The 12,556-nt window shown below is 36.8% G+C and carries 10 protein-coding genes and 8 pseudogenes; 5 read left to right on the forward strand and 13 right to left on the reverse strand.

Annotated features, from left to right (window positions below):
* Positions 1-161: 161 nt before the first annotated feature.
* The 5 genes and pseudogenes from ACQY1X_RS03865 to ACQY1X_RS03885 all read right to left on the reverse strand — a co-directional run.
* A pseudogene (locus tag ACQY1X_RS03865) lies at positions 162-1,175 on the reverse strand (ISAs1 family transposase).
* Complete coding sequence (locus ACQY1X_RS03870) at positions 1,153-1,914, reverse strand: ISKra4 family transposase (protein ID WP_430014720.1); 762 nt, start codon at positions 1,912-1,914, stop codon at positions 1,153-1,155. Before ACQY1X_RS03870 ends, ACQY1X_RS03865 begins: the two are co-directional and overlap by 23 nt.
* Before the next feature lie 80 nt (positions 1,915-1,994).
* The gene (locus tag ACQY1X_RS03875) at positions 1,995-2,204 is read right to left on the reverse strand and encodes a hypothetical protein (protein ID WP_002734616.1); all 210 of its coding nucleotides are present in this window, start codon (positions 2,202-2,204) and stop codon (positions 1,995-1,997) included.
* 41 nt (positions 2,205-2,245) lie between these two features.
* Positions 2,246-2,440, reverse strand: a pseudogene (locus tag ACQY1X_RS03880) (transposase family protein); the annotation flags it as partial.
* 144 nt (positions 2,441-2,584) lie between these two features.
* Positions 2,585-3,217, reverse strand: a pseudogene (locus ACQY1X_RS03885) (ATP-binding protein); the annotation flags it as partial.
* Between ACQY1X_RS03885 and ACQY1X_RS03890 the strand changes: the two are divergent.
* Positions 3,200-3,418: a hypothetical protein gene (locus ACQY1X_RS03890; RefSeq protein WP_430014014.1), complete on the forward strand. Its 219-nt coding sequence runs from the start codon at positions 3,200-3,202 to the stop codon at positions 3,416-3,418. The pseudogene ACQY1X_RS03885 and the gene ACQY1X_RS03890 overlap by 18 nt on opposite strands.
* Here ACQY1X_RS03890 and ACQY1X_RS03895 read toward each other — a convergent pair.
* Positions 3,358-3,651: pseudogene (locus tag ACQY1X_RS03895) on the reverse strand (ATP-binding protein); the annotation flags it as partial. The gene ACQY1X_RS03890 and the pseudogene ACQY1X_RS03895 sit on opposite strands and share 61 nt — an antisense overlap.
* A 125-nt stretch (positions 3,652-3,776) precedes the next feature.
* Here ACQY1X_RS03895 and ACQY1X_RS03900 point away from each other — a divergent pair.
* Both ACQY1X_RS03900 and ACQY1X_RS03905 read left to right on the forward strand, forming a co-directional pair.
* Positions 3,777-4,634: an IS5-like element ISMae4 family transposase gene (locus tag ACQY1X_RS03900; protein WP_002732125.1), complete on the forward strand. Its 858-nt coding sequence runs from the start codon at positions 3,777-3,779 to the stop codon at positions 4,632-4,634.
* Positions 4,635-5,121: 487 nt separating this feature from the next.
* Positions 5,122-6,336 (forward strand): annotated as a pseudogene (locus ACQY1X_RS03905) (ISL3 family transposase).
* Here ACQY1X_RS03905 and ACQY1X_RS03910 read toward each other — a convergent pair.
* From ACQY1X_RS03910 to ACQY1X_RS03920, 3 genes are all read right to left on the reverse strand, one after another.
* On the reverse strand, positions 6,270-6,671 hold the full coding sequence (locus ACQY1X_RS03910) for a hypothetical protein (RefSeq protein WP_430014015.1): 402 nt from the start codon (positions 6,669-6,671) through the stop codon (positions 6,270-6,272). The pseudogene ACQY1X_RS03905 and the gene ACQY1X_RS03910 sit on opposite strands and share 67 nt — an antisense overlap.
* 97 nt (positions 6,672-6,768) lie before the next feature.
* Positions 6,769-7,020, reverse strand: a complete 252-nt coding sequence (locus ACQY1X_RS03915; RefSeq protein ID WP_002737239.1) for a BolA family protein — start codon at positions 7,018-7,020, stop codon at positions 6,769-6,771.
* Between the two features lie 71 nt (positions 7,021-7,091).
* Positions 7,092-7,739, reverse strand: a complete 648-nt coding sequence (locus tag ACQY1X_RS03920) for a hypothetical protein (protein WP_042790659.1) — start codon at positions 7,737-7,739, stop codon at positions 7,092-7,094.
* A 231-nt stretch (positions 7,740-7,970) separates the two neighbouring features.
* On the opposite strand from ACQY1X_RS03920, the gene ACQY1X_RS03925 reads away from it, so the two are divergent.
* Entirely contained in the window at positions 7,971-8,552 is a 582-nt protein-coding gene (locus ACQY1X_RS03925) for a Uma2 family endonuclease (RefSeq protein WP_069475487.1), read from the forward strand.
* A 303-nt stretch (positions 8,553-8,855) separates the two neighbouring features.
* Here ACQY1X_RS03925 and ACQY1X_RS03930 read toward each other — a convergent pair.
* A pseudogene (locus ACQY1X_RS03930) lies at positions 8,856-9,320 on the reverse strand (IS4 family transposase); the annotation flags it as partial.
* An 81-nt stretch (positions 9,321-9,401) separates the two neighbouring features.
* Here ACQY1X_RS03930 and ACQY1X_RS03935 point away from each other — a divergent pair.
* The gene (locus ACQY1X_RS03935; RefSeq protein WP_052275630.1) at positions 9,402-10,400 is read left to right on the forward strand and encodes an IS630-like element ISMae24 family transposase; all 999 of its coding nucleotides are present in this window, start codon (positions 9,402-9,404) and stop codon (positions 10,398-10,400) included.
* On the opposite strand, the pseudogene ACQY1X_RS03940 reads toward ACQY1X_RS03935, so the two are convergent.
* The 3 genes and pseudogenes from ACQY1X_RS03940 to ACQY1X_RS03950 all read right to left on the reverse strand — a co-directional run.
* A pseudogene (locus ACQY1X_RS03940) lies at positions 10,380-10,580 on the reverse strand (IS4 family transposase); the annotation flags it as partial. The gene ACQY1X_RS03935 and the pseudogene ACQY1X_RS03940 sit on opposite strands and share 21 nt — an antisense overlap.
* Positions 10,581-10,583: 3 nt before the next feature.
* Entirely contained in the window at positions 10,584-11,627 is a 1,044-nt protein-coding gene (locus tag ACQY1X_RS03945; RefSeq protein WP_069474877.1) for an IS630 family transposase, read from the reverse strand.
* Between the two features lie 90 nt (positions 11,628-11,717).
* Positions 11,718-12,491 (reverse strand): annotated as a pseudogene (locus ACQY1X_RS03950) (IS4-like element ISMae7 family transposase); the annotation flags it as partial.
* Positions 12,492-12,556: the final 65 nt, after the last annotated feature.

Here is a 12,556-nt window from a genome sequence, read left to right on the forward strand (position 1 = left end):
TTTTCTAATCAAAAGAGTTAGTCATAATAACTAATCTTTAATCTTCTGCCAATATTTATTATGAATAGATTGATAAAGCCTGTTCCCAAGCCACTAAAAGCCTATCTCTCTTGAAATTGTCTGAGAGTACATCCTGTTAATTTAGCTAATTTTTCTGCTTCTTACGTCGATAAAACTATCAGTTTTTCCCAACGTTCAGCTAACCATCTCTGTCCCTCTGTTATTGAGAGAAAACCCAAACCTCTGAAAAGATTCAATCCTATGGTTGTGAGAATTGACCAATTGCTTGCCGCTTGAAAATCACTTATCTCGCTTTTATCTTCCTCAAAAATTACATCTTTTACCCAATGTAACTGATTTTCTATTTTCCAGTGTCCTCGAATAATTTTAGCAAATACTTGAGCGGATTCGGTTAGGCTACTGATATAGTAAGCTGTTTCTTCATAGGTTTTATCCCCGCGACTACCCTTTCTTTCTACTTTAATAACTCTTCGCAGATTTTCAAACCCTTGTCTTTCATTTTTTCTAACTTTAAAAACTTCTATTTTTCTTGATATTTTTCGTCCATGACTATTATCTTGTTCAAGAAAGCAACTTTCTGGCTTTGAGGAATTACTCAGGTCTTGTATTCGCTGATAAAGATTTTTCTGATTTCCTTTAACGGTGATAACATAATCATTTTTACTCTTGGCTATTAAGCTGATTGTTTTTTTCTAACAGTGTAAAGCATCGCCAGTAAAAACCTTATTTTGGAGAGAGCAATGCTTGATTATAGCTTGCCCTTCGTCGATTTCAGACCCTTTTTTGTTTTCGATTCTTTTTAAGTGTAATACTAATCCACTTTCTTGACTAAACAATGAGACAAACATGATGAAATTTTGTTGTTCATTATTAGGATTCTTTAGGGTGTTTTTGAGACTTTTTCCATCCATCCCTAGCCAATTTATATCATCTCTTTGTCCATATTCTTGTAATGCCCATTCGTTAAATATTTTTAACAAACTCTGCCAGTCAACTCCCATCATTACCCTTCTAATTGTTGAATAGGATGGGACTCTTTCTGGAATTATGTTAAATTCTTTACTCAGCCTGTGCCGATTATTTTTAGCAAACTCTCCGGGAGCATCCCAGTTTTGCAATGAGTAAAAATACTCAGGCAATATCGCCGTTGAGATAAGCACAACGTAGCTTCAAATACTGAGGAACATTCTCTGCTTTCCATTGTGCTCCCACAATTTTCATTCTTGCACCTATTTGCTTAATCTTTGACTCTACACTTCCAGAACCGATGCAAATCCCTTGTGATTGATAGAGTTCGTAATTGGGTATTCTTTCTCGATGTTTATCGACATATTTGGTGAAATTTATAGCCTGTTTCTTTTTGCATCCCTCTAATTCCTCTAAAACTCTTTTCACCTCTCCTTTCCATAAATTCTCTTTGATTCTATTCAGACGCTGGTTTGACCCGCCTATTTTATTCATATTCTCTACTAAATGATACCAATCCAATATTTCTCTCCTTTTAACACCGATTTTCTCCATCAGATTCCACACCCCATCATGACCATCTCCTAAACAGGTGACTACCTCTGTTAAGGGCTGACGGTTCACCCATTCCAGTAATTCTTCATTTTGCTGAAAAAATCCCGCACATTCTTGACCATGCAGACTTACTGCTTTGTAATCTCGACCTTGACTCGGTTGTCCTTTGGGCGTTCTGATTCTGACTTTTCCGACCTCTACACTCAATGCTTCTACCGGACTCTTTGCTTCTGCTTCCTCAAATTTATATCTTTGTACAAGCCTCTGTTGACTACTGCCTGAAACTGCCATTCCTGTCGCCATTTTGATATCTTTTTCCGCATCTTCAAAAGAGACTTTAGCCACTGCTCCTAAGCAACATTTCTCCAGCATGGGACTTAATCGATTATTCTTGCTTAATCCTAGTTTATCGGCTTGTTTCTCGCTTATCTTGACTTTCCCTATGATACTGCTTACGCTTTTGGTTCGCCCTGCTTGGGTTCCTGTTGCTGATTCAAAAAAAAATTGCCTATGGCAGGACCCAATGTAGTCAGCCAATGGTCTCGCAGGGCGGTTTCAATGCCCTCAAAGCTACGTAGTTGTTCTTCTGGGGTATTATCGACTAGAATTTGAGCAATGGCTTTTAAATGTTGATCTAGTTGTTCTTTTTGGTCTGTATTCATGATTCTACCGTTTAATTGTTTCTCTTTATTTTGCCTTAGCTAACGTTTTTAGTCTCTAAGCATTTATACTTATTGCAAAATTGGGATGCTCCCAACTCTCCTAGCTCTCTATAACCTGAGTATCCTAGCATTGTTCCCAGTATTATTACTACTAATACTATCCATAAATGGTGTCTTTTTCCTTTATCTTTCCGAAAGTCCTTGACTTGTTTTAGTTTTTCTATTAAGCTCAACATATATTTGAAAGGTTGGCGGTCACTCCTCATTTTACCTGACTGTGATCGCTTTTACTTTTGATATTCTGATGGGAGAATGAAACAGTCCTAGGGATCAAGGGGGGATCCATCTTCAATTTAATTATAACTACTTACTTATCCCATTCAAATTGTTCCTCTTTTTTTCATTAACTCAACCACAATCGGATGCACGTTATACCAGAGATCGCCATTGCGGTATTCCAAAATATATAAACCATGCAGCAGATCTAGAAAATTTTGATCCTTGAGATCCTTCGGTTTTAACTTTTCATAAACAGTTTTAATAATTTCCTCATCTGCTGTACCGATACTTTCAGCAAAATCCAGACTAAGTTCTGTGATTGATTGTTCTAAAACAGCTTGATCAATTTTTAGGGTATTATCATCAGGATAACGACGAACTGATCGCAAACAAACCCGACAGCAATCATTAGTAATGCGAATTAATTCTCGTAACACTCCCCCACTATAAAGACAAATTTTTTCGAGGGTGTCAGGATCGATTAAAGCGGGATCGATGCGCTTAGTGATAATCTCGGTTAAAGTAGCAATAATTTGCGGATCGGGTATAGCATTAGGTGAATTAATGTCTCCCTGTTTAAAGAGTTTATATACAGGCATTTGTACAATCTGATCATTAGTTTCTGTTTGGAGAGTTGCCTTTAAAGCTACCTCTCTTAAAGCAGCGATCGGAATAGTCATAATAATCCGAAAACTGGGCAACATAATCGCTTTAATATGGGATTGAAAAATATCCGGCTCTTCTCGACTTTGTGTGATAATTTTTGCTTATGGAATCGTGAAATGTTGACTGAGAAGGACTTTTACGACTATTTTGCCGAAGAAACTATCAGTATAGGCTTCGTTTCCACACATAAACCAGAAGAGCCAATATCCCTTACCTGTGCTAAGTCAATTTTATCAATGTCATCAACAATTACTAAGATTTTTTTCTGACTTTGGGACTCGATCACACTAGCTATAATGTTAATTTGGGCAACTAAATCGTTAATTATCCGCTCATACTTTTGTTTGATTTCCTCGCGAATAGTCGAATTAATCTTGAGAATGCCTTTAATGTGAGCTAGTAAAGAAGAAAAGTTAAAACCTGTTTCGAGAGTGGCATCTGCTTGATTGGTTTCCGTGCGAATTTGTTCAGCAAACCATTGATAAAAGCTTTTTTTAATAGAATAGACCTCTTGCATAATTTTTTTATGGTATAATATAAGGTTTTGCTTTTTTCTCAATTCTTAGATTGAAGTGGAAAAAAGAATAAAATGTGATCTTAGGTCAGGAAATCATCTATAATTTTGCTATGTTTATTAGCAAAATTATGGATTATCAAAACTTATCAGATGAACAATTCAAACGCCGTTTCGGTGTGTACAAACAAACATATAGAAAGATGGTAGAATCAGTAAAAAGTGTTGAAGCCGACTCTAATTCACCATCTAAAAGGGGACCGAAACCTAAACTATCTATAGAAGAACAAGTTTTAGTAACGTTAGAATATTGGCGAGAATATAGAACATATTTTCACATTGGTACAAGCTGGGAACTATCAGAATCAACTATATGTCGGATTGTAAATAAGACGGAAAAAATGCTTTTACAATCGGGAAACTTCCGTTTAAAAGGAAAAAAAGCTTTACTCAATCAAGCAGAGATACCGGTCATAACGGTAATGGATGTAACGGAAACTCCCATTGAACGCCCCCAAAAGAAACAGAAAGATTTTTTTTCGGGTAAAAGAGGTTATCATACTTTAAAATCCCAATTAGTAGCTGATCAAAATACAGAGGAAATTATCTGTGTCTTCTGTGGGAAAGGTAGAGGTCATGATTTTAGTTTATTTAAAAAAAGTCGAGTTCGTTTTCATCCTTTAACTACCAGCATAGAAGACAGTGGTTATCAGGGAATAGCTGCATACCATAGTAATAGTTATACACCGAAAAAGAAATCGAAAAATAGAAAATTAACAGAGTTAGAAAAAGAGTATAACAAGGCTTTAGCCAAAGAAAGGATTATCATTGAACATATAAATAGGAAACTCAAAATCTTTAAAATCTTATCCTGTAAATATCGGAATCGTCGTCGAAGATATAGTTTAAGAGTTAACTTGTTGGCGGCTATTTATAACTGTGAGTTAGGGATAGGTATAGCAGCTTCTTAAAAGTTGCCTAAAGATTAATCAAGTCAAGGAGAATTTATTCTCAATTTTTATAATTGAGATAGTTTGTGCCGCTTAAATAAAGAGGTTTTGATAACCAAATTAAAGCAGCTCTAAAGAGTTTTGAGTTAAAAGTTAAACTTCAAGTTTTCATTCAGGACGAATGTACTGATTAACTAATTTTTTGGGGAAAATTAGTTAACCCATCATTATAACATATAATTAATTTGCAAGAGTTCTAATCTTTAATAGTTAAATTTTGGGCTTCCGCTTCTGACATCATCTGAACGGCGATCGAGAATAAAATATGGCTCTTCGGGAATTGTTATGCAAATAATTAACTTAAAATAAAATTCGATGAGAGTACCTAAGCTCAAAAGTAGCTGAAATCCATACAGGGAAGGACTTAAGGCACAAACAGGTTAATGCCAAAAGATAGACAATTGAGTTAAGATTTGATATAATTGCCAAAAACGAGATTATTTTACTTATGATACTTGACAAATTTTTGAACCTACAAGGAACCTGTATTCAAGGCTATCGACACCTAGAAAATATCGGTATAGTTTGACCAGTCGAATCGAAAAATCAAAAAGCAGCCTGTCCTCGTTGTGGGTTAGAGAGCGATAAACTTCACCAAAATCATCGACATTTAGTCAAAGATTTACCGCTCTCAGGTCAACCAGTGTACCTACAAGTTAATCGTCGTCAATTTAAGTGCGGTAATTGTCAGAAACCCTTTAGCGAAGAGTTAGATTTTGTCGCCAAGAAACGAACCTATACGAAAAGACTAGCCGAGAATATACTCGAACAATTAAAAGAAGGAGATATTTTAAATGTTAGCCGAAGAAATGACGTAACGGAAGAAGAGATTCAAAGAATGATAGAGGACATAGCTGAAGAAATTACAGAGACAGACCTATCGAAATTAAAAAGACTAGGAATTGATGAAATCGCTCTAGTCAAAGGACAAAAAAATTACTGTGCGGTTTTAGTAAATTTAGATACGGGAAAACTAATAGCTATTCTAGAGAAGCGAACACAAGAAGAATTGAGGGAAACGCTTACAGGGTGGGGAAAAGAGGTGTTAGAGCAAATTGAAGAAGTCAGCATAGACCTTTGGTTGCCCTATAAAAATTTGGTGAAAGAATTGATGCCATCGGCCGAGGTAGTCGCCGATAGATTCCATGTAATGAAACAAATTAATCAAGAGTTAGACGAACAAAGAAAAGCAGAAAAAAGAGCCGTAGAAGCGCAGAGAAATAAAAAACAGAAAGCGGAAAAAGAAGCGAAGCTAGAAGTTTTAAAGCGAAGTAAATATAGCTTGTTAAAAAATGAAAAAGATTTAACGGAAACCCAAAAAATCAAACTAGAAGCTATCAAAGAAAATTTCCCAAATTTGAAAAAGATGCACGAGTTAAAGGAAGAATTTAGAAAGATTTATGAAACCTCAGAGAATCCGACAGAAGGACTGCTATCCATCTCGGACTGGTTGGCAAAATCCTCCAGTGTTTTTACCAAGAGTTGTCAAACAATCCGAAACTGGTTTGGAGAAATCATTAGTTATTTCGAGCGAAGGACAACTAATGGGGTGGTCGAGGGAATCAACAATAAACTTAAACTAATAAAACGGAGAGCCTATGGCTTTAGAAACTTTCGGAATTTTTGGGTTAGAAGTATGTTGTCTTGGCATCTTGTATGTTGATTTAGCATAAAGAGTAACGAAGAGCCAAAAATATTAACATGATTTACGTCTGACATTTCGATCATGTCTGAGATCGAGAAGAAAACAACAAAACAGCGATCATCTAACTTTCTTTTAAATTCATAGAGTAGGGTTGACTTACCACAACCCCGATGTCCTGCTAGAATAATTTTTCCGTCTTCCGAAGGACTATCTTCTATCAATTGTTCTAATTCTTCGATAATTTCTGTGCCGTATTTAACAGCAAAACGCTGTAATTCTTTATCCGATCGCAGGGGTAAAAGTTCCAAATTGCGATAGGCTTCTCGAAAGGGTTCTAGTAAAGGACTAACCATGAGTAATTAAATTAGACTGTGTGTTGTGAAGATAATTAGCCACAAAGAAAACCAGAAAAAAACTAACTAATAACTGATAACTGATAACTGATAACTGTTATTTTTCTGCTGCCCAACTGTCGGGAGTGTAGGTTTTTAATGCCAAAGCATGGATGGCTTCGGTAGCCAGTGCCGATTGTAAAGCGCCATAAACCATTTGATGCTGTTTAACGCGGGTTTTGCCAGCAAATTCGCCAGAAATAACCACCGCTTCCAAATGATCGCCACCTCCCGTCAAATCCCGAATCATCACTTGTGCATCGGGGATTTGTTCTTGAATCATCGCTTCTACTTGGCGAAAGTCAACCATCTTAACTCCTCAAAACAATTAAAGATACTCTGATCCCATTGTTACCGAAAGCTCGTCAATGGGGATAAAATTTACTGCTGTGGGGGGGGATTGCTAGGAGTTGCGGAGGTGGGAGTCGGTGCAGAGATGGGTGTACTGACAAATCCCATCTCGTAGAGTTGTTGATAGCTTTTTTGTCCTAATTCACTGGTGGGGTTTTGGGATTGAATCACCTGAATTAACAAAGGAACCGCCAATTCTGGCTGATTTTGCGCCCTATGAACTAAAGCAAGCTGATAGGTGGCTTCATCCCGCAGTTGTCCGGTGTTTAAAGCACTTTGACGCTGAGAATCGAATACTTTCGGGTCAATTCCTGAGAAACTATTAGCTAATTGCAGATGATAGTTAGATAGTTGGTTAAAAATCCGACGCGCTTGATTGAGTTTATCCACAGCGACATCGTATTTAGCGGCATTAATAGCAGTGTTCGCTTCTTCCACTAAACGTTGTCCCCCCTGAAGACTCAGAACACTATCGGCTTGATTTAAGGGTTTTAATTCGTTAGGATCGCTGGCAGGAGTGTTAGAGTCGGGGGTTTGTGCTTGTCCGTCAGGTGCGATCGCAATCACTAAACCGATCGCCAGACTGAACAGATAAATTAAACTATAAGGCTGTTTTCGCTTAACCATAAAATTTCTCGACTTAATGTTCCAGATGGGAACGGCTATTTTTTTTAACATCGACAACTGACCTATAGTAGCTTTTTTGGGGCAGTTTCGATCCGACCCCAGCTTTCTAGACGTTAGCTCTAGCGGTTTTGTCGCCATGGCAAGTGCTGTTTTTTCCCGAAAAATCAGTACAAGTCCCCAAAAAGTTAGTTTATTCCTCCCGATTAATGGTTTAAATACCGATAATTCACCCGTTGGAAGGCTGTCCAGATAGAATAAAGAGAAAGTAGGAGTTTAGTTAAAATGTCTTTATCACTGATTACGCGTAAGTTTACGGTGGAAGAATACGAAAAAATGGCAACCGAGGGAATAATCAAACCCGATGAAAAAGTGGAATTAATTCGAGGAGAAATTATCAAAATGTCACCGATGGGAACCCGTCATGCTTCTAGTGTAGATAGATTAATACAATTATTCTATCAAAAATTAGGACAGAAAATTATTCTCAGGGTGCAAAATCCGATTAGATTAAATAATAATTCTCAACCAGAACCAGATTTAAGTTTACTAATACCTCGATCGGATTTTTATGTTGCTGCCTATCCTTGTCCTCAAGATATCTATTTAATTATTGAAGTTTCTGATTCTACCATCGATTATGATCGCTATACTAAAATCCCTCTTTATGCAGAGGCAAATATTCAAGAAGTTTGGATCGTTAATCTCAAGGAAGAATGTTTAGAAGTTTATCGCCATCCGCTGCAGGGTAGTTATCAAGCTATTCAGAAATATTATCGAGGTGAAAGTATTTTTATTGAATCCTTTCCAATAATAGAGTTAACTTTAATTGAAATACTTGGTAATAAAAGTGAGATCAAGGGGTAAACTTAGATATCGTCAGGATTAATGCCTAATTCCCGCAGTTTATTCGCTAATCGTTCCGCTCGTTGTTTTCCTGATTATAGCTAGTGAAAGCTTGTCCATCGGGATAAAAAAGCAACATTTCTGGTTCCCCTAACTGAAATTGAATTTATTAATTGATTTTTTTAAAATGGTAAGTAGCTGGTTTTAATTAAATTAAAAATGGATTTTGGGTTCGATCCCCCCAACCCCCCTTGATAAGCTATCCATTAGTCACATCTTTCTTAACATAAAATTTGACAAAAAGAGAAAAGTGTGCAAGATGGCTCAAGGGGGTTCTATGGGGGGACTAATTTGATGAGATAGTTTCCAAGTCTGGCTGATATCATGTAACCTTCGCAGTCCCAACCAAATAGTTTTAACACCTGGTTCACCGTCACCTTTTCTACCTAAAAACCCCCCAAGAGAAGCAATCATTCTGACCGCTTCTCGAAAGGAGGGCGGCTTTTCAGGTGGCGGACTCTTTTTATGAATAGTGGCACACAAAGATTGCCATTCATGTTCTTCCAAAAAACTTTCACAACTCTCCTCTCCGTGTAAGCGTGCTTGATAGGTTAACCAGAGTAATCTCCAAGCTACAATTGAATAGGTAGCTAAGGCCATCTCAATTCTACGACCCGTTTCTAATTGCAGTTTTTCTAATCCACAACCACTTTTTAAAACAAAATGATAGCGTTCTATTAACCAGCGATAACTATACCAGCGCACACAGGTTATCGCTGATTCAAAGCTAAGTAGTCATGCAAAATTAATTACCCAAATAAAAAATTAAGAAGTATAATACATAAAAAAACGAAGCAGCAGGAAAATACAATGAGATTGATTAGAGACCTAAACCCCGAGAGCCAGAAAATGCTAGAGAGAATTTATCGAGCTAGTAAACATCATCAAGTAAGAGAGCGAGCGAAATGTATACTCTTAAGTTTTCAGGGAACCACGATAGAAGAATTGAGCGGAATATTTGGAGTTACGAGAAAGACCATCTATAATTGGTTGACGGCCTGGGAAGATAGAAAACTAATTGGTTTCTATAATCGTCGAGGAAGAGGGAGAAAACCTAAATTGACAGAAGCACAAGGTCAACAAGTTATTGACTGGGTAAAAGAAGAACCGAAAAGCTTAAAAAAAATCCAGATAAAAATTGTAGAAGAATGGAAATTAACCGTAAGCAAAGACACGATAAAAAGACTCATAAAAAAAATCAACATGAGGTGGAAAAGGGTGAGAAGAGGGGTCGCCAAAACCCCTGATGAGTGGGAGCTTGAGGTCAAACTACCTATTTTAGAAGAACTAAAAAAACAGGAAAAAAGAGGAGAGATTGAGATAGGATATTTGGATGAAATGGGATGGGATTCAAAGCCTTGTATTCCTTACGCTTGGCAAGAAGAAAAAACCACGATAAAGTTACCACCAATTGAAGGTAAAAGACTAAATATTTTAGGAATAATGAAACGAGATAATCAATTATTTTATGAGACACAGGTCGGAACGGTTACTAGCGAGATAGTTATTAATTTTCTGGATAAATATTGCCAAAATATACAGAAAAAAACTGTCATAATAATTGACCAAGCTTCCATTCATACCAGCGAGGCATTTATGGAGAAACTTGAGGAATGGGAAAAGAAAAATTTGAAAATATTTTGGTTGCCCACTTATTCACCTCATTTAAATTTAATTGAAATATTATGGAGATTTTTAAAATATGAATGGATTGAATTTAGCGCCTATAAAGACCGAAAGAGCCTCCTCGCTTACGTTAAAAAAGTGCTGGACAATTTTGGAGGCGAGTATGTAATTAATTTTGCCTAGGTACTTACTAATGTCTAGGCTAGTTAAGAGGAGCCAACTGATAGGATTAACTCCAGGACGCGGATTTTCTTCTTCAGCTAAAATTACCTGTAATTTGACCGGTTGACGAGGGTTCGCTTTCGAGTGATGCTTAGGTACTTGTATTTCAAAACTGGCAAATCTAACTGTTAGTTTAGCTATACTTTAGACGTTCATAATCTGAGATTTATTAAACTTCTGAAATCGTAGAGTCAGCAAGGAATCCAGTTCTTTTTTATGTTTCAGATGGGCATCATTCAGACATTCATAAATGGCTGAAGAAAAGTCAGAAAAGTTTTCATAATATTTACCATGTAAACATTTCTTTTTGACAAATTTCCACAGCCTTTCAATTAAATTTAGATTAGGCGAATAAGACGGCAGATAGAGTAGCTCTATTGACAAAGAAAGAGCCAATTCTTCAACAATTTTACATTTCTGATAGCGGGCATTATCTAAGACTAGAGTGATGGGAATCATTAGTCCTAAAGCAGCTATTTTTTCAAGAAGTTCACAGACTTGAGTTGCCGTAATATAAGTGTCATTAGTAACTAGAATAACTTCATGAGTTATTGCATTTAATGCTCCTAAAACATTGAAGCGTTTACGCCCGCTCGGTGACTTAACAAAAAGTCTCTCAAAACACCAAACAAAACCGAGAAATGCTCCCATGACGAAGTGAGCGGCATCAACAAAAAAAACAGCCCTTTTTCCTTCTTTAGCCTCATTTAGTCTGGGTTCTAGCTTTTTTTCTTTGTAGTCTTCTTGTTCATCTGGGTCAGCTTTAGAAGGAAGAGAACCTATTTTTAAACATTTCATTCCCAAGGATTTTAAGAATTTCCTCACTTGGGTAGGACTTCGTTTTATCCCTGTCAATTCTTCTATTCTATATACAGCTTCATTTATTGTGGCTGGTGGATTTTTCTCGAAATATTTTTTGAGTGTTTCTCTTTGAGACTCTAATTCACTTTTAGGGCGATAGAAGTTGATTTCTTTTAATTTTTCTATTCCGCCCTCTTGATAATCTCGAAGATAGGTTAATAAGGTATTTGGCGAGATTCCTGCTAACTGACAAATTTTTTTGTGCGGTATCTTTTGGCTTTTTAACCAGAGAACTTCCATCTTCAGTTGAACCCGGGGATGAGGATGATGAAATCTTTCATAATACAGTGAGTTCTTTTCTTCTTCCGTGAATTCTAGGTTAATCATGTTTTTAATGAGTGCTTTGCTTCTAATTATGACTCTTGAACTATATTATTGTCTTTGAGTAAAAAATGCAAGTTATAACCGTGCAAAGTATAGTCTAGCCTCGTGATTAGGATTGCGTTTTACTTGCACATCTAGGCTACCACAGGCTTTTATTTCTCTGATGGATTGATGTAAATATTTAGGCTCTGGATGCCCTGACTTTTGCTTGTCTTCGAGATAGTTAACTTTTCGGTTATGAGTTCCTCGGATTAATAAATGAGAGTTAGGACTTCTTGATTGGGCAAATAAATCAAATATGTCTGCCTCACAATCTCCGATTGTTACTACTTGAATTTCTTCGGGTATTTGTTGTTGTGTTTCTGACAAAGAATCTAACCATCTTTGACTTTCTTTTTCTTCGGTTTCTCTTTTTTTGCGTTGCTTGGCAATCCCTAAATTCTTTTCTTCTCTTGCCCAGACATATTGATTAATCAGTCCTAAAGCTATTCCTTGCGGTGACACTCCTAAGGTGGTATGAACTTTGAGACCAAAGGATTTTTTATAATCTAGATAACCCATTCCTTTTTTGGCTTTTTGCGTCGTAAAGTCTAAACTTGTTGTGTCTTGCACTGCCAAAACTATTGGATGTTCTTTGATTCTTTCTACTGTACTTTTGGCTTGGGCGGCAATTATATCTGAGGGGTGAAAATAGGGGGAATTCCAAAAGTCGTAGGTGGCACTCGCTGCGGCTAGATTTCCCGAAGCTTGTGGCACACTTGTACTAGGTTGGCTGGCCAAGTTTTCTACGATACTGATTAACCTTTTCTTTCTTCTGGTGTCCCCTAGGTCTGCATACTGTAATTCTTGGGCTGCCCATTTCTCCATTTTTTTGCTTACCTCCACCTTAATTCCTTCTTTCAAAACTATACCTATCAATCGTTTCCCCTTTT

The organism is Microcystis protocystis FBCC-A270 (assembly GCF_050500235.1).
Classification (GTDB): domain Bacteria; phylum Cyanobacteriota; class Cyanobacteriia; order Cyanobacteriales; family Microcystaceae; genus Microcystis; species Microcystis ichthyoblabe_A.